17 protein-coding genes (1 of these 17 running past the window's edge) are annotated in these 21,248 nt (G+C 32.1%); 9 read left to right on the top strand and 8 right to left on the bottom strand.

All coding sequences use genetic code 11. The features are described 5' to 3' along the window. Positions 1 to 152: 152 nt before the first annotated feature. Genes MJQ71_RS05600 through polA form a run of 4 tightly spaced genes read right to left on the bottom strand, consistent with a single transcriptional unit; the run spans position 153 to position 5,502 of the window. The gene (locus MJQ71_RS05600) at positions 153 to 1,097 is read right to left on the bottom strand and encodes a glycosyltransferase family 9 protein (RefSeq protein ID WP_238805288.1); all 945 of its coding nucleotides are present in this window, start codon (positions 1,095 to 1,097) and stop codon (positions 153 to 155) included. Next, entirely contained in the window at positions 1,094 to 1,993 is a 900-nt protein-coding gene (locus tag MJQ71_RS05595) for a lysophospholipid acyltransferase family protein (protein ID WP_238805287.1), read from the bottom strand. The genes MJQ71_RS05600 and MJQ71_RS05595 overlap by 4 nt, the downstream gene beginning before the upstream one ends. Further along, positions 1,993 to 2,595 carry a nucleotidyltransferase family protein gene (locus MJQ71_RS05590; protein WP_238805286.1) on the bottom strand — a complete coding sequence of 201 codons (603 nt, stop codon included), beginning with the start codon at positions 2,593 to 2,595 and terminating at the stop codon, positions 1,993 to 1,995. The genes MJQ71_RS05595 and MJQ71_RS05590 overlap by 1 nt, the downstream gene beginning before the upstream one ends. 18 nt (positions 2,596 to 2,613) lie before the next feature. Beyond that, the gene (gene polA / locus MJQ71_RS05585) at positions 2,614 to 5,502 is read right to left on the bottom strand and encodes a DNA polymerase I (protein ID WP_238805280.1); all 2,889 of its coding nucleotides are present in this window, start codon (positions 5,500 to 5,502) and stop codon (positions 2,614 to 2,616) included. Between the two features lie 145 nt (positions 5,503 to 5,647). On the opposite strand from polA, the gene MJQ71_RS05580 reads away from it, so the two are divergent. Next, complete coding sequence (locus tag MJQ71_RS05580) at positions 5,648 to 7,180, top strand: vanadium-dependent haloperoxidase (RefSeq protein ID WP_238805278.1); 1,533 nt, start codon at positions 5,648 to 5,650, stop codon at positions 7,178 to 7,180. A gap of 21 nt (positions 7,181 to 7,201) precedes the next feature. Beyond that, on the top strand, positions 7,202 to 8,317 hold the full coding sequence (locus MJQ71_RS05575) for an NAD(P)/FAD-dependent oxidoreductase (protein ID WP_238805276.1): 1,116 nt from the start codon (positions 7,202 to 7,204) through the stop codon (positions 8,315 to 8,317). Positions 8,318 to 8,377: 60 nt separating this feature from the next. Here the strand turns inward: MJQ71_RS05575 and MJQ71_RS05570 are convergent, their stop codons facing one another. Next, entirely contained in the window at positions 8,378 to 8,989 is a 612-nt protein-coding gene (locus MJQ71_RS05570; protein WP_238806409.1) for a 7-carboxy-7-deazaguanine synthase QueE, read from the bottom strand. 223 nt (positions 8,990 to 9,212) lie between these two features. Here MJQ71_RS05570 and ispG point away from each other — a divergent pair, with 223 nt between their 5' ends. The 6 genes from ispG (at position 9,213) to MJQ71_RS05540 (ending at position 15,395) form a co-directional block, all read left to right on the top strand. Beyond that, the gene (gene ispG, locus MJQ71_RS05565; protein ID WP_238805274.1) at positions 9,213 to 11,216 is read left to right on the top strand and encodes a (E)-4-hydroxy-3-methylbut-2-enyl-diphosphate synthase; all 2,004 of its coding nucleotides are present in this window, start codon (positions 9,213 to 9,215) and stop codon (positions 11,214 to 11,216) included. Between the two features lie 34 nt (positions 11,217 to 11,250). After that, the gene (locus tag MJQ71_RS05560; RefSeq protein WP_238805272.1) at positions 11,251 to 11,445 is read left to right on the top strand and encodes a DUF6728 family protein; all 195 of its coding nucleotides are present in this window, start codon (positions 11,251 to 11,253) and stop codon (positions 11,443 to 11,445) included. An 11-nt stretch (positions 11,446 to 11,456) separates the two neighbouring features. Beyond that, positions 11,457 to 11,807, top strand: coding sequence for an MmcQ/YjbR family DNA-binding protein (locus tag MJQ71_RS05555; RefSeq protein ID WP_238805270.1), 351 nt, complete (start codon positions 11,457 to 11,459; stop codon positions 11,805 to 11,807). Positions 11,808 to 11,820: 13 nt separating this feature from the next. Then, positions 11,821 to 12,366, top strand: coding sequence for a tetratricopeptide repeat protein (locus MJQ71_RS05550; protein ID WP_238805268.1), 546 nt, complete (start codon positions 11,821 to 11,823; stop codon positions 12,364 to 12,366). A gap of 4 nt (positions 12,367 to 12,370) precedes the next feature. Next, complete coding sequence (locus tag MJQ71_RS05545) at positions 12,371 to 12,790, top strand: gamma-glutamylcyclotransferase family protein (protein ID WP_238805266.1); 420 nt, start codon at positions 12,371 to 12,373, stop codon at positions 12,788 to 12,790. 112 nt (positions 12,791 to 12,902) lie between these two features. After that, the gene (locus MJQ71_RS05540) at positions 12,903 to 15,395 is read left to right on the top strand and encodes a DUF5686 family protein (RefSeq protein ID WP_238805264.1); all 2,493 of its coding nucleotides are present in this window, start codon (positions 12,903 to 12,905) and stop codon (positions 15,393 to 15,395) included. Here MJQ71_RS05540 and MJQ71_RS05535 read toward each other — a convergent pair. The 3 genes from MJQ71_RS05535 to MJQ71_RS05525 are packed head-to-tail and all read right to left on the bottom strand — an operon-like array spanning position 15,385 to position 20,668. Beyond that, entirely contained in the window at positions 15,385 to 16,380 is a 996-nt protein-coding gene (locus MJQ71_RS05535; protein ID WP_238805262.1) for a hypothetical protein, read from the bottom strand. The genes MJQ71_RS05540 and MJQ71_RS05535 overlap by 11 nt on opposite strands. A 31-nt stretch (positions 16,381 to 16,411) precedes the next feature. Beyond that, entirely contained in the window at positions 16,412 to 18,454 is a 2,043-nt protein-coding gene (locus MJQ71_RS05530; RefSeq protein ID WP_238805257.1) for a T9SS type A sorting domain-containing protein, read from the bottom strand. Between the two features lie 21 nt (positions 18,455 to 18,475). Next, positions 18,476 to 20,668, bottom strand: coding sequence for a glutamine synthetase III family protein (locus tag MJQ71_RS05525; RefSeq protein WP_238805255.1), 2,193 nt, complete (start codon positions 20,666 to 20,668; stop codon positions 18,476 to 18,478). A 214-nt stretch (positions 20,669 to 20,882) separates the two neighbouring features. Between MJQ71_RS05525 and MJQ71_RS05520 the strand changes: the two genes are divergently transcribed. Next, positions 20,883 to 21,248 carry the 5' end (the start) of an LTA synthase family protein gene (locus MJQ71_RS05520; protein ID WP_238805253.1) on the top strand. The gene runs 1,485 nt beyond the window's last position, so 366 of the gene's 1,851 nt are visible here — the first part of the coding sequence; it begins with the start codon at positions 20,883 to 20,885; the stop codon falls past the right edge of the window.

Raw genomic sequence — 21,248 nt, 5'->3', positions numbered from 1 at the left:
TTGTTTTTTTTCAAAAATAATGATTTTAAAACATATATCTAAACATCATTTCAGTAGCATTTTGGAAGGCCGACTTAAAAAATGCTAAATCACATTAAAACAGAAGTTTTAATTCAAAGATTAGTTTAAATTAAAACTTCTATCAAGCAGATTTAAGGCTTAATTTCGGAAATATCAATATCAGTCATACATTTAAAATGTCCCTTAGGGCATTGGTTATAACCGATTTTTGAACAAGGTCGGCAGGAAATATTTTTATTCTCAACTAACTGATAATCAGTCATATAAGGGTACATTCCGAATGCAGGAACCGTATTGCCCCATATTGAGATAACTCTTTTTTTTAAGGCTGAAGCAATGTGCATCAATCCTGTATCATGAGAAATAACTAAGTTTGCCTGTTGAATAAGAGAGGCAGATTGATTGAGGTTATATTTACCACAAGCATTAAATATTTTTTCGCCCAAAGCAGATTGTATTTGTTCGGCTGCATCATTATCTTCTTTTCCACCAAGAAGCACAATTTTAGCATCAATTGTTTTACACAATTCTATCATTTTTGATGTTGGCATTTTTTTAGTAAAATGCTGACCACCAATGGCATATGCTACAAAATTGCCATTTATTTCTACAAAATCTTTTTCAGGAATAAAATAATCAAGGCCTTGTAAATCATTTTTTATTGGAAATGATTCTAGTGTTTTTAAATACCTGTCAACGATGTGAATATTGGGCATTTGATTAATTTTAAAATTAACCAATAACCATTTTTTTAAGTTTAATTTATCAAAACTGAATGACTTTGATTGAGATAGACGTAATTTAATAATTGTGGTTCGCAGATTATTATGCAAATCAATAATATAATCGTAATGTTCTGACTGTAAGTCTTTTATGAATGAATTTAGCGATTTTTCTAATAAAAAGTATTTATCTAAATAAGGGTTATTTTCTACTAAAACTTTGAATTGCTTTTTTGTGGCAAAATGAATTTCTGCATTTGGGAATTGCAATTTAATACACCTAATTACAGGTGTTGTTAGAACAATATCACCGATGGATGAAAAGCGAAGAATTAAGAATTTTGTTGTTTTCATCTTTTATAACTTACAGGTACGATTTCTCCATTTGCTTTAGTATATTTCCATCGTTTGTGTGTCCAAAACCAAATTGAAGGGTCATCAATAATAGCTTTCTCGAGTATTCGAGCATGTTTTTCAAGAATTTCGCCTTCTGGCAATTGATTTGGTTGTTCTGTAATGAGTTGCATTCTGATGTTGTAATATCCTCTTGAAACTCGATTGGCACACATATAAACAACTGGCATATCATATTGGCGAGCAAACCGTTCAAGTCCTGTAAAAAAACCAGTTTCTTGGTTTAAAAAAGTAGTCCAATAAGACCTTTCAGGTGGAGGAGACTGGTCATTTACCAAAAAAAATGCGTAATTAAAATCTTCAATTTTAGCAATTTCCTTTGAAGCTTCCGCCATCGAAACCATCATTGCTCCGTATCTGGTACGAAAATTATAGAAAAATTTATCGAAATATTTATTACTTAATGGACGATAAACGGCTTTGTGACGATAAGGAATTACAAAAGGTAAAGCTAAATTTAGTAATTCATGATTGCCATAATGCCCCGATGTAGCGATGATATTTTTATGTTTTTTGTGCAAATCTTCTAGCACTTCAATGTTTGTTACACTTACTCTTTTTTTGAGCGAGGCTTCAGAAACAGTCACGCATTTGAGCATTTCAAGTAAAAAATCAACGATATAATGATAAAAATCTTTTTCAATTTTTAGCAAATCTTTTTCTGATTTCTCAGGAAAACTTTTTCTTAAATTTTGACGAACCACATATTTTCGGTATCCGATTACATAGTAAACTAACAAATATAAAAAATCTGAAAGTACATATAATAGTCTAAATGGTAGCAGAGAAACAGCGTAAATAAATGGTAAAGCAATATAAAAACCTATTCGTTTCATCAATTTGAGTTATAATTAGATACAAAATTGCGATATTCGTCGATGGTATCCAAATCGAATTTTCCTTCTGGAAAATCGATTAAGGCTGTCTTTTCTTTGTTTTTTAAGACAATTTTCTTTGCACCCTCATCACCTTTCAGTTCAAGTAAATCATTGAATAGCGGTCGTTTAAATAAAACTGGAATTCCGACCTGATTATCGTATTTGCAAGCAACAATTTCTATTTCTGGGTTTTCTGTTGCTTTTTCAATCATTTCATTAATTAATCTGGCTGTAACAAAAGGCATATCAACTGTTAGAAAAATAACTGCATCCATTTCTTTTTGAGTCATATAAGTTCCAACTAAACCCATTTTAATTGAACTTGACATGCCATTTTCCCATTGCGGATTGTCAATGACTGTGATAGGTATTTTTTCTATTTCTTTTCGTATTAAATGTCTATTTGCACCTAATACTGTAACAATCGGATGGCAAGGGGTATCAATTGCTACTTCAGCAACTCTTTTAATTAGTGTTTTGCCATCTACTAACAATAATTGCTTTGGAGCTCCCATTCGTGAAGAAGCCCCTGCGGCTAAGATAATTATACTTGTATTCATGTGAATTTTATCTAGTGATTAATGAGCTTCCAACCAATTTTCGCCAATGCCCATACCTGTTTCCATTTTTACTGCCATCGGAATTGCATTGCACATCAATTCGTTTACTTTTGTTTTTAAAAAGTCCACTTCAGAACGATGGGCATCAAAAACTAATTCGTCATGCACTTGTAAAATCATTCTTGATTGAAGATTTTCTTTTTCTATGAAATCATGTATTTGAATCATAGCAACTTTAATCATATCAGCCGCCGAACCTTGAATTGGTGCATTGATTGCATTTCGTTCTGCAAAACCTCTGTCGGTCATATTTTGAGAGTTGATGTCTCTTAAATATCGTCTTCTTCCTAAGATAGTTTCTACGAATTTCATTTCACGTGCTTTATTTATCGTACTATCCATAAAGAGCTTGATTTTAGGAAATTCGACCCAATAAGCATCAATTATGTCTTTAGCTTCACCTCTCGGAATATTTAATCTTTGAGCCAAACCAAAGGCAGAAATGCCATAAATAATGCCAAAGTTTACCATTTTTGCTTTTCGACGCATATCAGAAGTAACGTCGGCAAGCGAAACTTTAAATACTTTTGAGGCAGTGGTTGAGTGAATATCTATGCCTTGATTGAAGGCTTCTAACATACTTTCATCCTCACTAAAAGCGGCCATGATTCTTAATTCAATTTGAGAATAATCAGCCGAAAGAATTAGAAAATCTTCATTTCTTGGAACAAATGCTTTTCTAATTTCACGTCCTCTTGGTGTCCGTATCGGAATGTTTTGTAAATTCGGATTGGTTGAACTCAATCGACCAGTCGCCGCAACTGCTTGGTTATATGAAGTATGAATTCGACCAGTTTTTTTAGAAATAAGTTCTGGCAAAGCATCCACATAAGTATTTTTTAATTTTACGAGCTCTCTAAAGTCTAAAATTTTTCTAACGATTTCATGTTCATTTTCTAGTTTTGATAAAATTTCTTCGCCAGTAGCATATTGACCTGTTTTAGTCTTTTTGGCTTTGCTATCGAGTTTTAATTTATCAAACAAAATATCTCCCAATTGTTTCGGTGACGCAACATTGAATTCTTGACCAGCTAGCGAAAAAATATCCGATTGAATTTGTTTCACATCAACATCTAGCACATTTGACATTTCTTTCAAAGCATTCATATCAATTCTAACACCTTCATATTCCATACCAGCTAGTACATTTACAAGTGGCATTTCTACGTTTTCCAGGAGTTTTTGTTGTTGATATTCTACAATTTTTGGTTGCAAAATAGACTTTAATTGTAACGTTACATCGGCATCTTCTGCAGCATATTCTTTGATTTTTTCGGCTGCCACATCTCGCATACTTCCTTGCGACTTTCCTTTTCCAATCAAAGTTTCTATAGAAACTGGGTCATAATTTAAGTAAATATTCGACAGATAATCCATTCCGTGTCTTTGCTCAGGCTCAATGATATAATGAGCAAGCATCGTATCAAACATTTTACCTTTGAGTTCAATGCCATAATTTTTCAAAATCATCAAATCATATTTAATGTTTTGCCCAATTTTTGAAATTGACTCATTTTCAAAAACTTCTTTGAATTCATTGATAATTCTTTGGGCTTCAATTTGGTTTTCAGGCATTGGCACATAATAAGCCTCGCCTGCACGATAAGCAAAAGATAAACCAACGATTTCTGCGTCAACGGCATCAACAGAAGTTGTTTCGCTATCGAAACAAAATTCATCTTGTTTTGATAAATAATGTATTAAACTTTTACGAAGCTCTGGTGTATCAATCAGATGATATTCGTGAATTTTATTAGAAATGGTATCTTTAATGCTACTTTCATGGTAGATGTTTTCTTCAATTTCTTCTTGGAAAAACTGGTTTTCAATCTTTTCTGAAGTGGTTTGACTAGGAGAAGCCATCGCTTCAAACATCGATATTTGTTGGCCAGATTTTGCTTTTAAGGCATTTATTGGCGTTGAATCTTGTTTTTTACTTGCAGAAGTTTGACTGCTACCGCTGGTTTGCGGTTCATCAGGTAACAGCCTTTTTCTAAGCGTTCTAAATTCTAATTCATCCAATAAAGGAGAAAGAATTTCAACTTTTGGTGAAGAAATTTTCAAAAAATCTTCATCGAATTCAATAGGAACGTTTAAATCTATTCGAGCTAACTCTTTTGAAAGAAACGCTTGTTCTTTGTTATTTTTGACAGTTTCGGCTAATTTTCCAGTCAATTTATCAACATTTTCATAGAGACCTTCAACAGAATCATACGCTGCTATGAGTTTGGCTGCCGTTTTTTCACCAACGCCTGGAACGCCTGGAATATTATCAACGGCATCGCCCATTAAGCCTAATAAATCAATAATTTGTTCGGTACGGCTAATGCCCCAACGGTCACAAATTTCTTTTACGCCCATTATTTCTACATCCTTTCCAAAAATTGCAGGTTTGTAAAGATAAACGTGTTCTTCTACAATTTGCCCATAATCTTTATCTGGTGTCATCATAAAAACCTCAAAATCGGCTTTAGCTGCTTTTTTTGCAATTGTTCCAATCACATCATCTGCTTCAAAACCTTGAACCATCAAAAGCGGAATATCCATTGCTTCGACTAATTTTTTCACATAAGGAATTGCAATTGTAATATCCTCAGGTTGTTCTTGTCGATTAGCTTTATATGCTGGATACATTTCATTTCTAAAAGTACCCCCAGGTAAATCAAAAGCTACACCAATATGCGTTGGTTTTTCTTTCTGAATTACTTCCAAAATTGCATTGGCGAAGCCAAAAACACAACTCGTGTTTAAACCTTTTGAAGTGATACGTGGAGCTTTGACAAAAGCAAAATGAGCCCGATAAATCAGAGCCATCGCATCTAAGAGAAATAGTTTTTTTGAGGGCATTTTTGTGTTAAATTGTTATTTCAGCCACTAAATTACATTGATTTTTTTTAAGTGAAGAAATAAATTAAATTTGTATGAAATTATTGAATAAAAAAAAGGTATTTACGCTAAATTACTTTGTCTAAAGAACCACCAAAAAAATAATATGAAAAGAATCATTTGTGTATTAGCCGTAATGATGAGTTGCGGTTACAGCTTTTCACAGAAACCAGTCAATCAAAAAAAAACGCCTCCCAACAGCCAAAATAGTACTAAACCTTCTCTAGAAAAAGATAAGATTATTCAAGAAAAAAATCTTAAAACAGAAAAGCCTGTTAAGGAAATCAAAGTTGAAAAAAAGGCAATTGAAGTTGAAGAAAACATAGTTGAAGAAGAAAAAAATATCCAAGTTGGAAGTCCAACGGCTACGAAAGTTGAGCCAACGAAGGTTTATAATTATAACAATTCGGATTTGTTGGTTAAATGGCATGAACTAATTTTTGAGTTAATTGAACAAACGCAAGGTTATTCACCTTGCGTAGCTGCTCGAAATATGGCATATATCAATTTGGCTGCATACGAATCTGCATTACCTGCCAATAACGACTATATTTCTCTTTCAGAGCAGTTGCAAGAATTCAAACGTCCTGATAGTTTGAAAATCGAAACAACCAACTATAATGCAGCCGTTGCCATAAATTCAACGATTTTCAAATTAGTTGATAAGTTATTTATTTCTGCACCATACATTTGGATGGAGAAAGTTTATGCACTAAATGATTCAGTAAATACACATTTTGCTAATCAACTTTCACCAGAAACGATGAGGTTTTCAAAGATTTATGGAGCAAAAATCGCCTTTTGGATTTATGAATATTCCAAAGGAGATGGTGGACATCAGTCATTTATGAGAACATACAATATGTCATATAAATTACCGATTTGCTTATCTTGTTTTGAAATTAATCGTGTGGCAGACTTAGAAAATACTGGTCCGTTACATCCAAAATGGGGAAATAATCGTACGTTTTTAAAAACTAATCAAGCCGAAATTGACATCAAACCATCAATAGAATTTTCAATTTATCCCAATTCACCTTTCTATAAAATGGCATTGGAAGTGTATAATATTTCAAAACAAGTAACACCCAATAGTGAAAAATTACAAATTGCCAATTTTTGGGATGACGCCGCAACTTTTACTTATACAGCTCCTGGCCATTCGGTTTCAATTTTAACACAAGTTTTGAAGCAAAATCCTGTAAACTTGAATCGAGCAACCGAACTTTATAGCGTTTTAACATTAGCTATAAATGACGCTTTTATAGCAACTTGGCGATTAAAATACCAATATAATTTAATTAGACCAATTGCATTCATTAAAAAATACATAGATAATCAATGGGAACCTGCTTTATTAACACCGCCTTTTCCTGAATTTCCTTCTGGTCATTCTGCACAAACTTCAACTATGGCGGAGGTTTTAACAGCTAAAATTGGTGAAAACATCAGTTTTGTTGATTATTCGAAATATTTTGTTGGTCCACCAAAAACTTTTTCATCTTTTTGGAATGCTGCTCATGAATGTAGTATTTCAAGAGTTTATGGTGGAATTCATTTTAGAGATGGAATCGAACAAGGAGAAGCATTGGGTAAAATAATTGGAAAAAACGCCTTAGCTTTGAAATACAAAAAATAGTGAACCATTTAATAACAACTTATGCAATATGATACCATAATCATTGGAGGGGGACTTGGAGGGCTTGTCGCTTCGATTCAACTGGCTCGCCAAAATTTTAATGTACTTTTAATCGAAAAATATGCTTATCCATTTCATAAAGTTTGTGGTGAATATATTTCTAATGAAGTTAAATCTTTTTTAGAGAGTTTAGGGTTAGATTTAGATGATATTGGGGCCACTAAAATTCAAAGATTTCAATTATCAGCTGTTAATGGTAAAAGTATTGAAACAAGGTTAGAAATGGGCGGTTTTGGAGTTAGCCGATATTCTATCGACCATGAATTGTACAAAATCGCCGTTAAAAATGGTGTTAATTTTGTTTTGAATACAAGTGTTGATGAAGTTCAAAAAATTAATGAAACATTTTTTATTGATACCAATAATGGTCAAACTTTTGAAGCAAAAGTGGTTATTGGAGCTTATGGTAAACGTGCAAAACTAGATAAAGCTTTACAGCGAGAAATCCCTAAACAATCAACGGCTTTTGTTGGAGTTAAATATCATATAAAATATAATTTTCCAAAGGATTTAATAGCACTTCATAATTTTAATAATGGTTACTGTGGTATTTCTGCGATTGAAAATAATCAGTATTGTTTATGTTATCTTGTAAATAGAAATATTGTTAAACAAAGTGGAGGTATTCAGGAAATGGAAGCTGAATTTATGAGCAAAAATCCATTTTTACGAGATATTTTTAAAAATGCGACGTTCATATTTGAAAAACCTTTGGTTATCAATGAAATTATATTTTTGCCAAAAACCGCAGTTGATAAAAATGTTTTGATGGTTGGTGATACTGCTGGTTTAATCACTCCATTAGCAGGAAATGGCATGTCGATTGCAATCAGAGGTGCTGTCATTTGTGCAAATTTAGTCAATCGATTTCTGAATAATGAAATTACCAGAGATGAACTTGAAAATAAATATACCAAAGAATTGAATACAAATTTTAGAAATAGACTTTGGCGAGGAAGACAATTACAAAAGCTTTTTGGAGATGAATTTGTTTCAAATTTAACAGTTTCAGTGCTTCAAAAAATGCCTATTTTATTAAATCCAATTGTGAGATTAACGCATGGGAAAATGCTGTAAATAGCGGTTTTACAGAAAAACTTAAAAGAGCGGTTATTCATATAGAATAACCGCTCTTTTTTATGGAATATTTAGAAATTTATGTGTTTGCAAACTCACTCTCCACTGTGGATTTGCTTTGATATAATCAATAATTAATGGTTGCATTTCTTCTTGTTTTCCCCACTCTGGTTGAAGTAAAAGGACACAATTCGGATTGACGAGTTTAGCATATTTTTCTGCATAAGCAAAGTCAGATTTATTGTAAACAATAACTTTTAATTCATTTGCTTGTTCAAATATACTTGGATGAGCCTCCTTAAATTTTTTCGGCGAAAAGCAAACCCAATCCCATTGGCCCGACATTGGATGAGCTCCCGAGGTTTCAATATTTGTTTGAAATCCAGCATTTTTCAAGGCGATTGTTAAGTCGCTCAAATCATACATTAAAGGTTCACCACCTGTGATTACAGCTAATCGTCCAGTAAATTTTTTTGCTTCATCAACAATCTTATCTATTGAAACTTGAGGATGAATTGATGCATCCCAAGATTCTTTAACATCACACCAAACACAGCCAACATCACATCCACCCAAACGAATAAAATAGGCTGCTCTTCCTGCATGAAAACCTTCGCCTTGCAGCGTATAAAAAGCTTCCATTACAGGTAATTTATTTTCTGTCGAAATCATCATTTTATCAAAATATCTGCAAAAATACCAAAAAATAACCAAAATGCGACTACAATCATAATAGTTGACAAATTTTTCAACCTTTCTATCGTAATAATAGTTATATTCATAGCTAAATTTGCAAATATTAGAATGTTGATTTAAACACTTTTCTATTTTTGGATTGATGTATTTTTATCAAACCAAAATATTCAATTCAATATTAAATCTGTTAATTGCCTTTATGCAAGATTTTCAAAAAAAATACTGTCAATCTCTCACTGAATATTCTCGTCGAATTACCAACCAAATCAAAATTGGAGATTTAAGTCTTGGTTCTGATTCACCAATTCGTGTTCAATCAATGACCACAATTGATACAATGGATACCATTGGCTCTGTTGAACAGTCGATTAGAATGATTGAAAGTGGTTGTGAATTAGTACGTATTACTGCTCCAAGTGTTAAAGAAGCTCAAAATCTTGAAAATATTAAAAATGAACTTCGCAAAAGAGGTTATAAAACACCTTTGGTTGCAGATATTCATTTTACACCGAATGCGGCTGAATTAGCAGCGAGAATTGTAGAAAAAGTAAGGATAAATCCAGGAAATTACGCTGATAAAAAACGTTTTGATATTATTGATTATACAAATGAAAGTTATGCGATTGAATTAGAACGTATCCGTGAAAGATTTCTGCCTTTGATAAAAATTTGTAAAGAATATGGCACAGCCATGCGTATCGGTACGAATCATGGTTCACTTTCAGACCGAATTTTGAGTCGTTATGGAGATACGCCTCTGGGAATGGTTGAATCAGCTTTGGAGTTTTTACGAATCTGTGAAGATGAAAACTATTTCAATATCGTGATTTCGATGAAATCATCAAATCCACAAGTAATGGTTCAGGCTTACCGACTTTTGGTACAACGACTTGAGGAAGAAAAATTGAAACCGTATCCACTGCATTTGGGGGTTACTGAAGCTGGAGAAGGCGAAGATGGTAGAATTAAATCTTCAATGGGAATTGGTACTTTGTTGGAAGATGGTTTGGGTGATACCGTTAGGGTAAGTTTAACAGAAGACCCTGAATTTGAAGCTCCTGTTGCAAGAAGTTTAATCACAAAAAGTGCTGATTCTAAGCAAAATAATCATTTTTCAGAATTAATAAAGCACGATACAGCGTTTCCAGTTTCACCAATAAATCCTTATAGTTATACTCGAAGAGAAACCTTTGAAGTTGGTAATTTTGGAGGCTTAAATGTACCAAGAGTGATTGCAGATTATTCGACTATTGATGTTGAAAATCATGATGATTTAAAGCCTATTGGGCATTTTTATTTACCCTTACCAGATAAATGGAGAATGAATGATTTGGGTGCAGATTACATTTATTCTGGGAAAAAAGCAGCTCCTTTCATGTTACCTAATGGATTGAAAGAAATTTTAGATTATAGAACTTGGCAAACTCAAACTGATAAGCAAAATAAATTACCCTTATTTTCTGTGGAGGATTTTTTTGATCCATCAAAGGAATTACACGAAAGTTTGAATTTTTTACAACTTACAATAGATGATTTAACGCCAGTCTTTATTGAATTTATCAAACAATATAAGAATATAGTAATTGTTGTAAATTCAAAATCAGACGCTTCGATGATTGAATTCAGAACTTTTTACTTTCAAATATTGAAATATGGTATTAAAAATCCAGTAATTTTGAGTAAAAAATATGGTAATATCCCTGAAAGTGACTTTCAACTTTTTGCGGCAACAGATTGTGGCGGAGTTTTAATTGAAGGTTTTGGAGATGGAATAATGGTGGCTTTACCAGATTTAACTACAAAACAAGATAAATTAGAGCGATTGAAAACTGTTAATAGTACGGCTTTTGGAATTTTACAGGCGGCACGAACGAGGATGAGTAAAACAGAATATATTAGTTGTCCATCTTGCGGAAGAACATTATTTGATTTGCAAGAAACGACCGCCATGATAAGAAAACGTACTGACCATTTGAAAGGTGTAAAGATTGGAATCATGGGTTGTATTGTAAACGGGCCAGGAGAAATGGCAGATGCAGATTATGGATATGTTGGAATCGGAAAGGATAAAATTGCTTTGTATCGTGGACAAATAGTAATAAAAAAGGCTGTTCATGCAGATAATGCCGTTAATGAATTGATTGAACTTATCAAAGAAGATGGGCGTTGGTTTGAGCAAGAGAAATTAGAATATTCTATGTAATGGCTTGATAATTAGCGTATTAATAAACAATAAGATGATAAATAAATTAAAAGAATTTTTCTCAATTGGCCCAGTTTTTGGATATTTTTTCAGAATCTTCGTAAAAGATAAAGAAGGAAAATATCCACATAGTTTTAACTTAAAAATGATGCACGGAATCAATAAAATATCAATTTTGATGTTTTTGGTCTGTATCATTATTATGGTTACTCGTTGTGCAACACGATAATTTTATTACTAATGAATTTAGAATTATTTCGTGAATATTGCTTGTCCAAAAAAGGTGTGACAGAAGAGCTACCTTTTGGGCCTGATACGCTCGTTTATAAAGTAATGGGAAAAATGTTTGCGTTAACAGGATTCGATTTTGTTAGTATAAATCTTAAAAATGAACCTGAAAAGAATCAAGAATTAAGAGCTGAATTTGATGCGGTTTTAGAAGGTTATCACATGAACAAGCAGCATTGGAATACGGTTTTGATTAATGGGAAAATAAAAGACATTTTACTGCGTGAATGGATTGATGAATCCTATAGAATTGTTGCGAATAGTTTGACAAAGAAATTAAAGGAAGAACTTAAAAATCTATAAAAACATGGAGGCGATGCTTATTGGCATACCTTTTTTGATTTACATCTATCTAAGAATTAGATTAGGTAATGATATTTCGCCGCAAGAAAGGGATGAAGCCTTGTTTCAGGAAGGAATCAAACTTTTTGAATCGGATGAATGTGCTAAATCATTTAGATATTTTGAAGAGGTCATAAAAGATTATCCCAAATCTGCTACTGCCTACTTTTATAGAGCTAAATGTCATTATTTTTTTGAAAATTGGTCAGCTGCTTTAGATGATTTTGAGAAAACCTTAAGAATTGATAATTCTATAGCAGAAGCATATTTACAAAAAGCCAACTGTTTTTATAAGCTTGAAGACTATAAAATGGCACTTTTTGAGTTAAAAAGAGCTTCAAGAATGTATTTAGGAAAAAACGCAGATGTAATTCGATTTATCGGTGAATTAGAATTTAGGAGTGGAGATTTTGAAAGTGCCGAAAAAAGTCTTAAAATTGCCTCAAGTTTGGGCGACAACCAATCTTTAATACTATTACAAACATTATTTTTAGGAAATATTCGTAATATTTCAAAGTAAGGCAATGACTGAGAATGAGTATCTTTTTGTATATGGAACGCTTTTAAGCGATTACGGTGACAGAGAATCGCACCAATGGGTTGATAAATATGCCGAGTTTTTAGGCAAAGGTAGGATGGAAGGTAAAATGTACATGGTTGATTATTATCCAGGTATTATCCCTTGTCAAAAAGGTGAAAAATATTACGTAAAAGGAGAATTATACAAACTAAGAGAGCCTGAAAAACTTTTTGGTTTTTTGGATAGATACGAAGAATATAATCCAATGGATCCTGCACATTCTGAGTATGTTAGAAAACAAGCGAAAGTTGAATTGAAAAACGACGGGCAAACTTATGATGCTTGGGTTTATTATTTTAATCAATCGGTAGAAGATTTAGAATTTATGCCTAAAGGAGATTTTTTAAATGAATATCATAAATAATCCATGATTTACTATAAATTTTGATGGTTTTATAGCTTAAAAAGCAACCTTTAGCTCCTGTTTTTCGTTTTAAATTAAATGTCAACAGCCTAAAAAGAAACTTGTTTGAGCAATGAGAAAAATTTATTTTTTTATATTTATATTCCTTTCCACCACAGCTTTTTCTCAGAATTTATATTTAATCAAAGGGAAAATTACGGACGCAGTAAGCAAAGACCCAATTCCATTTTCTTCTGTTAATTTAAAAGGAACGTCTCTTGGTAAAAACACTGACTTTGAAGGTAATTTTCAATTTCAATTATCCAAAATTTCTTCAGATTCATTGATTATTAGTAGTTTAGGCTACTTTCCCAAAACAATTTTTATTTCTAAAGACTCTCTTATTCAAGTATTAAATATTCAACTTAAACCTTCTGAAATTCTACTTCAAGAAGTTAAAGTTTATGCAGGAGAGAATCCTGCATACAAAATTATTAGAAAAGCCGTTGATGCTAAAGCAGACAATAATTATAAAAAAATAAAAGGGTTTGATTATAAAAGTTATAATAAAATTGAGGTTGATTTTAATAAAATAAGTGAAAAACTTCGTGAGCGAAGAATAACCCAAAAAGTAAATAAAGCAATTGAAGAAATAGGTACATTAACAGATGATGAAGGCAATGTACTTTTGCCAACCTTTATTTCTGAATCCATCTCACATTATTATTTTAGAAATAATCCGAGACTTTCTAAAGAAATTATTGAAAAAACTAATATCAAAGGAATTGGGGTTACAGATGGAAGTTTGACTTCTCAATTAATTGGTTCTTCGTTTCAACAATATAATTTTTATACTAACCAAGTTGATGTTTTAAACAAAAATTTTGCTTCGCCAATAGCCGATGATTGGAAGCTTATTTACGACTATTATTTAGCCGATAGTACATATTTTGGTGATAATTTTTGTTATAAAATTGATTTCACTCCAAAAAGAAAACAAGATTTAGCATTTGCTGGCTCAATTTGGATTGATAAAGAATCCTCCGCGATTGCTCAAATTGATGTAACAATTACGAAGGAATCAAATTTGAATTTCGTTGATAGAATAAAAATTCAACAAGAGTTAGAACCATTTTCTTCGGTTTGGTTTCCTGTGAAAAATAGAATTTTAGTCGATGTTTCTGAAGTTACAAAAAGTTCTGCTGGAATGCTTCTCAAGTTTACTAATTATAATGAAGATATTGTAGTCGATAATGTAAAAGATGTCAAGTTTTTTGACAATGGAATTGAGATTTCACCCGATTATCGAGAAAATGACACGAAATATTGGCAATCAGCTCGACCAGAACCATTTTCTGTTAAAGAACAGATGGCCTATTCAATGATTGATACAATTAGAAATTTGCCTACCGTAAAACGTTATACAAATTTGGCTCTTTTATTGTCAAGTGGATATAAAAAAATATATACTGGAATCGAACTCGGGCCCTTGGTGTATTCTGGTGCATATAATAATTTGGAGGGAGTGCGGATGAGATTAGGCATGAGAACAAATTTTGAATTTAGCAAAAAATGGGTTTTACAAGGATATTTAGCCTATGGTACAAAAGATGAAGCTTGGAAAATGGGAGGTGAAGTAACAAGAATTATATCAAGAAAGCCATGGACAACTGTAAATCTAAAATATACCCGTGATATTGAACAAGTAGGACTAAGGAACGAAGATTTAGGATTAGGAGCAATTTTTTCGGCATATTTAAAGTTTGGTACTTTGATGCGTCCTTTTTATGAAACTGAAAATAAAATCCAGTTTCAACGAGAAGTTGCCAAAGGTGTTTTTACCTCTTTTGGTTTTCGTACCAGAAGTTTTGACCCTTTGTATGATTTTTCATATCGTTCAAAGCCACAGCTTGAAGAGGCATCACCGTTGATAACGCACTTTAATACTTCGGAATTTATTTCTGAGGTAACTTTAGCTAGAGATGAATTGGCGGTAATAAATGATAATGAAAGACTAAGTTTTGGCACAGTTAAATCGCCTACAATTACACTTAGATATATTTTAGGTGCAAAAAATGTTTTTAATAGCGATTTTACTTACCATAAAATTATGGCAAAATATAGCCATACTCTAAATTTAGGATATTTTGGTAAAACATATTATAAGGCTGAAGCTGGGGCAATTTTTGGAACTGTTCCTTATCCTTTATTGAAAAGTCATTTAGGAAATCAAAGTATTTTTATCGTTGGAAATTCATTCAATTTAATGAATAACTTTGAATTTGTGAGTGATAGATACGCATCGGCAAGATATACTCATGATTTTGAAGGGCTATTTTTCAATCGCTTTCCACTTGTGAAGAAACTAAAATGGAGGACATTTACTACTGGTAAATTCTTGGTAGGAACTTTGTCTAATAATAACCAACTTATGAATCCAGCAAGTATTGAAACAGGTGAAAAGAAATTCAGTAGCCTTGGTACAAAACCATACATCGAATTAGGCTACGGAATCAATAACATTTTTAAGGTACTAAGAATTGAGGCTATACATCGACTTACGTATGTAGATGTACCTAATGTAAAAAAGTTTGGTGTGAAATTTACTTTAGAACTTACTTTGTAGCATATATTTTATCCATAATTTGATTGGCAACAACAGGTTTATAGTGATAAATTTCGTAGTAATTGGTTTTGTCGTTTGTATATTCATTAATTCCTGAAAAGTCATATATATTTTCTTTGCCAAAGTATCTTACCAAAAATTCATAATCAGATTTATTAAAATAGTTTTGGTCATACGTTGGTCCTAAAACTATTTTGAAGTTTGTCTTTTTCCTAGCTAAAACTTCTTTTATCTGTTGTAGGTATTTTAATTGATATTTCTTGATAGCTGGCGATGGTAGATTTTTGTTCTTACTTCGTTCGTAAAAGAAATTTGGCTGATTATAATAGTTGATTGAATCAGCTTTTATCTGTTCAATGTAGCTTGTAAAAATAAAATCATTCACTACGGGCGTATAATTAATCTTACGAAATTCAAGAAAATTACGCATATATTTTCTGAAATTATTAAAAATGGCGTAATCATAAAATCCTATGAAAAACCCTTTTGAGAAATATGTATTAATAAAAATTAAGTGATATTTCCACCAAGACAAGCCACTAACTCTATAATCCTGCACGAAAACACTTCCTAGAGTATCCTGTTCATAATTGAAAATACTTCTGTCGAAGACAAATAAGGCATTTTCAATTTGATTGCCTTTCGATTCAATAAATTTCAATTTGCTAGCAATGCCTGAGATTGTCTCGCAAGATGCATCAAAATGATAGGGTGTTGCATCATTGATGTGTTTTCCCCAATTTCGTGCATAAAAAACACTCGAACGTGAACTGCCAAAAATGAATGATTTATAATGATATTTTGGATTGTTATTAATGAAAATTTGCGTAGAAATTCTATCTCGATTAAGACTTTTAGCAAAATTATCTGGGTAAGAATCGTAGGTTTTAACGATTTTGAATGGGTCAAAAACAAAATATCCAATAATTAATATCAAAAGTGGACTTAAAAAAAGACAGAGTTTGGCCGAAAATTTACTTAACATTAATAAAAGATTTCTTGTTGATTTTAAATAATTACTGAATGACAAATTTCTTAATTAATTTTGTATTATCCTCTAAAATTACTTCAATTAAATAAATTCCTGATGCAAGATTGTATGTATCGAGTTGTGTTAATTGGTTTGAATGATGAATTGTTTCAAAAGTTTTTCCTTGAATATTTCTAATTTGAATAGTTTTAAATGCTTTTTCAGATAAAAGATTAAGGTTTATTTTTTCTCCTTTCAAAACTGGATTTGGATAAACTGATAAGTAATTTGAAATGATTGGTTCATTTTCAAGTGGAAGAATTGGTGATATTTCAACAACATTGCTAAATGGAGAATAATTGTCAAATTGTTTTATTCTGATTCTGTAATAGTATTTTATTCCTTTTAAAACGGTTGAATCTATAAATTTAGTTGCATTTACACTCGCAATTTCTTTGAAATTAGTTGGTGAGAATTCGGCACGTTCGATTACAAATTGATAATTTCTAAATTTAAAACCTTGCCATCTGAGTGAAATTTTACTTTCAGAGCCAGTTTCCCAGTCAGCATTCAAACTTTCAATTTGAATTTCGTTTATAGTTTTTACTGTAAAATCCTTAAATGTTAATGCTCGAACTTCTCTTGAGTTTTTAATTTGTGTTATTCCTGGTAAAATCGAAATAAATTCTAGTGAATAATTTTCTGGTGTATAAGTTATTTTCTGAGCATCAAGAGGCGTTTTCAACTTTAAAATGATATAATTGTCAGAGCCAATACCACTTTCAATATAACCTGATTTTCCGTCTAAATAAATATAGTCTTTTATGTTTTTAGAAGGATTATTATTAATTGCAGGCTCATCTTTTGGAAACTGCATTTTCTGAAATTTATCAAATTCCAAAATTAAACTGTCCTTATTTGCTGAAAAATAAATTGCTTGAATATTCGGAGCATCAATTTCCAGTGTGTCAGTACTTTTATGAAAATCGCGAGCAATCAATCTAGAAATATCCGTCGTATTTTGTTCATAACCTTCCAATAGGTAATGTAAGCCATCAAATGAAGTTGTACCAAAAGTTGACATTACTTCACAATCTTCATAAATCGTATTTATTTTTCTCTGAAAATCTCTAATATCACCTGCCAACACATTATTTCCAAAATAGATATTATTTTGGAAAGTATATATTTTTTCTAAAGATGGATAATCTTCCAAAAGTTGCTTTCTAAACTTATCGAATTTTATGTTGTAGTCATTTTTGTAGTTTGGATTTGTGGCTTCACTTTCGCCTTGCCGCCAAATCATTATCTTGACATTTTTTTCTACACCAAGCATTTGTGTTCGTTTGAGTAGCCGCCCATAAATTGTTGAAACATTATTATGAAATTTTTCATCTCGCAGACTCAGCTCGTCAATACTTTTGTTTCCTTCCGAACCGTTGATTATTCCGATCGGAATTTTATATTTATCAATCAGTTGTTTTTGAATTCCTAAACCCATCAAGCCTGCACTCCAATAATTCCATTTTTGTGTTGATACCCATAGAAACTCATTTTTATCAAAAATTGCATAAGTGCTTCTTCCAAATTTATTGTCGCCGCTAAAACGCTCCAATTCTTCAGAAGGATTGGATAAGGCATTAGATTGGCCATAAACTAAAATATTATCGCCACAGACAACTTCCTTTGCTTCTTTGACAAAAGTTGAATCATCGTTTTTAAATATATAAACGCTAAATCTGTATTCTGATAATTCTGCTTCTATAACAGGAAGGAATGAAAAAGCAGCGTTGGGAGGTGATTGATTTTGGTATTGAAGTTTTATTTTTTGATAGAAAATAGTTTTTTCATTTTTGAAAACTTGCAAAGCGATATGAGAAAAGTTTTCAGTATATACTTTTCCAATAATTGGAACTGTCGCTTGATTAAATCGGTTTCTCTGAATTAACTGAATATCTTGCGGAAATGTTTCGAAAATAACATTTGCTTGGGAAAAGGTTGGATTTGACAAAAAAACTAAGAATAAACCTGTTATAAATCTAAATAGTTTAATAATGTCGTTTATTCTTAGTTTTGATGCAATTTTCATAAGATAAGTATTGTGGAATTCTTAACGAATATACAACAATTCTCTGTATTTTACTAATGGCCAATCTTCGTCATCAATCAAAATCTCAAGTTTGTCAACATGATAACGAATTTCGTCAAAGAAACTTTTTACTTCAGTACCGTAAAGTTTTGCTTGTTCTTCAATATTATCAATATTATTAGCTTTTTTTCGTGAATCAGTCATTTCACTAACTTTTTTAGAAATTTCTGTCACTCTTTCAGAAATTTCACGAATGATATGAATAACAGGCTGTGCTTCATTGTCCAAATCCATGTCTTTTAATGCTTTTGCCGTTTGAACTAATCGAGCTTGGTATTTTACAGCCGTCGAAACTACATGATTCATCGCCAAATCACCGATTAAGCGAGACTCAATTTGAATTTTTTTAATATAGTTTTCTAATTCAATCTCGTAACGGGCATGAAATTCTCGTTCTGTCAAAACACCCATTCTTTCAAAAATCTCAATGAAATCTTTATGTAAATAGGCTTTTAGTGCTTCTGGGGTGCTAGCAATATTAGATAAGCCACGTGCTTCAGCTTCTTCTTTCCAAGCATCTCCATAACCATTTCCTTCAAACAAAATCTTTTTACTTTCTTTGATGTAACCTTTCAGGATTTTTACGATTACTTCTTCTTTTTTACCTTCATGGTCAACCATTTCGGTATCATAATCAACTCTGAATTTTAGAAGTTGGTTAGCAACAATTGTATTTAAAATCATCATTGGTTGTGCCGAATTGGCAGAGCCACCAACAGCACGGTATTCAAACTTATTTCCTGTGAATGCAAATGGAGAAGTTCGATTACGGTCTGTATTATCAAGCAAAATTGAAGGAATTCGATTTAATCCAAGTTTTATATAGGCATTTTCACCTTTTTCAATCGAAACAATTTCTTTATTTTCAATATCATTTAGGACTTTTGTCATTTGAGTTCCTAAAAATATCGAAATGATGGCTGGTGGGGCTTCATTCGCACCCAAACGATGTTCGTTACCTGCTGATGCAATACTTGCACGAAGTAAATCGGCATTATCGTGAACGGCTTTCACTACATTAACCAAAAATGTGACAAAACGAAGGCTTTCTTTTGGTTTTGTACTTGGACTAAGCAAGTTTACACCTGTATCAGTACCAAGTGACCAGTTATTATGTTTACCACTTCCATTGATTCCTGCAAATGGTTTTTCATGAAAAAGGACTTCAAAGTGATGTTTGCGAGCAATTTTTCTCATCAAATCCATTAGAAGGATATTGTGGTCGCAGGCTAAGTTTACCTCTTCAAATGTCGGAGCAACTTCAAATTGAGCAGGGGCTACTTCATTATGACGAGTACGAACAGGAATACCTAATTTTAAGGCCTCAAATTCAAAATCAACCATAAATGCATTTACTCTTGGTGGAATTGACCCAAAATAATGGTCATCCAGCTGTTGACCTTTGGCAGGAGGATGTCCAAAAACAGTTCTGCCTGACATCATTAAATCTGGACGAGCATTAAAAAGAGATTTGTCAACCAAAAAATACTCTTGTTCAGCACCTAAAGTTGCAGATACTTTCTCAACATGACGATCGAAAATAATAGCAACATCAGTAGCGGCTTTATCTAAAGCATGCAATGATTTTAAAAGTGGAGATTTAGAATCAAGCAATTCGCCAGTGTACGAAACAAAAATTGAAGGAATGCAAAGTGTTCCAGTTCCAGCTTCATTATACATAATAAATGCAGGTGAAGTTGGGTCCCAAGCAGTATATCCACGAGCCTCAAAAGTAGCACGGATGCCTCCATTTGGAAAAGATGATGCATCTGGTTCTTGTTGAGTTAATGCACTCCCTTTAAATTTTTCAACCGCTTTTCCATCAAGATTTATATCAAAAAATGCATCATGCTTCTCAGCCGAACCGCCAGTTAATGGTTGAAACCAGTGCGTATAATGAGTAGCACCTTTTGAAACTGCCCAAGATTTCATGGCAGCGGCTACTTCGTCTGCAATCTCACGGTCAATTTTATCCCCACTTTTGATTGCAACGGTAACCTTCATGTAGGCTTCAGGCGAAAGCATAGCACGCATTACTTCGTCATTAAAAATATTTGAGCCATAAAAATCTGTGACTTTACTTGTAGGTATTTCTACTTTTGTTGCAGTTCGGTTTTGAGCTTCCTCAACTGCTTTAAATCTTAATCTTGCCATTTTTTTAGAATTTACGAATAATATATTTTTATTTAAGGTGGAGGTTATACTAAAGTTAGAATTTATTTTGGCAAATGAGCTGATAAATTGATAATTAAGTATTTGTATAATTCGTTGATAATCAATGTTTTATAAAAATGACTTAATTTCAAAATTTTCAATTTTCATTTCTTATCTTATATTTGAGCTAAATTAAGCAAATCAAACCAATTTAATGAAAGAACGCTTACAATTTCTACTAATTTATTTTTGCTTTTGGGTCGTGTACTTTTTGTCAGCAAGAGTGATATTTTTAAGTTATCACATTGAAGATACAAAATTATTAACACTCGAAACTGTCTATGGAATATTTTGGAATGGGATAAGAATGGATTTCTCAATGTCGGGCTATTTGTCTGTAATTCCTTTTTTATTGGTAGTTGTTTCGAATTTTATTAAAAAAAGTCGACTCGAAAACTGGATTTTTTCATACACTTTTGTGGCAGTTTTCTTTATTACATTAATTGTAGTAATAGACTTGCAAGTTTTCAATACTTGGGGCTACCGATTGGATGCAACACCATTATATTATCTCAAGTCT

Source organism: Emticicia aquatica (genome assembly GCF_923079645.1).
GTDB lineage: Bacteria > Bacteroidota > Bacteroidia > Cytophagales > Spirosomataceae > Emticicia > Emticicia aquatica.
Note: the sequence above shows the minus strand (reverse complement) of the source record. Positions and strands in the feature narration are given on the sequence as shown.

Coding starts and splice junctions, on each gene's coding strand:
- MJQ71_RS05600 (WP_238805288.1), bottom strand. CDS start 1,097: ATGAAAACAACAAAATTCTTAATTCTTCGCTTTTCATCCATCGGTGAT.
- MJQ71_RS05595 (WP_238805287.1), bottom strand. CDS start 1,993: ATGAAACGAATAGGTTTTTATATTGCTTTACCATTTATTTACGCTGTT.
- MJQ71_RS05590 (WP_238805286.1), bottom strand. CDS start 2,595: ATGAATACAAGTATAATTATCTTAGCCGCAGGGGCTTCTTCACGAATG.
- polA (WP_238805280.1), bottom strand. CDS start 5,502: ATGCCCTCAAAAAAACTATTTCTCTTAGATGCGATGGCTCTGATTTAT.
- MJQ71_RS05580 (WP_238805278.1), top strand. CDS start 5,648: ATGAAAAGAATCATTTGTGTATTAGCCGTAATGATGAGTTGCGGTTAC.
- MJQ71_RS05575 (WP_238805276.1), top strand. CDS start 7,202: ATGCAATATGATACCATAATCATTGGAGGGGGACTTGGAGGGCTTGTC.
- MJQ71_RS05570 (WP_238806409.1), bottom strand. CDS start 8,989: ATGATTTCGACAGAAAATAAATTACCTGTAATGGAAGCTTTTTATACG.
- ispG (WP_238805274.1), top strand. CDS start 9,213: ATGCAAGATTTTCAAAAAAAATACTGTCAATCTCTCACTGAATATTCT.
- MJQ71_RS05560 (WP_238805272.1), top strand. CDS start 11,251: ATGATAAATAAATTAAAAGAATTTTTCTCAATTGGCCCAGTTTTTGGA.
- MJQ71_RS05555 (WP_238805270.1), top strand. CDS start 11,457: ATGAATTTAGAATTATTTCGTGAATATTGCTTGTCCAAAAAAGGTGTG.
- MJQ71_RS05550 (WP_238805268.1), top strand. CDS start 11,821: ATGCTTATTGGCATACCTTTTTTGATTTACATCTATCTAAGAATTAGA.
- MJQ71_RS05545 (WP_238805266.1), top strand. CDS start 12,371: ATGACTGAGAATGAGTATCTTTTTGTATATGGAACGCTTTTAAGCGAT.
- MJQ71_RS05540 (WP_238805264.1), top strand. CDS start 12,903: ATGAGAAAAATTTATTTTTTTATATTTATATTCCTTTCCACCACAGCT.
- MJQ71_RS05535 (WP_238805262.1), bottom strand. CDS start 16,380: ATGTTAAGTAAATTTTCGGCCAAACTCTGTCTTTTTTTAAGTCCACTT.
- MJQ71_RS05530 (WP_238805257.1), bottom strand. CDS start 18,454: ATGAAAATTGCATCAAAACTAAGAATAAACGACATTATTAAACTATTT.
- MJQ71_RS05525 (WP_238805255.1), bottom strand. CDS start 20,668: ATGGCAAGATTAAGATTTAAAGCAGTTGAGGAAGCTCAAAACCGAACT.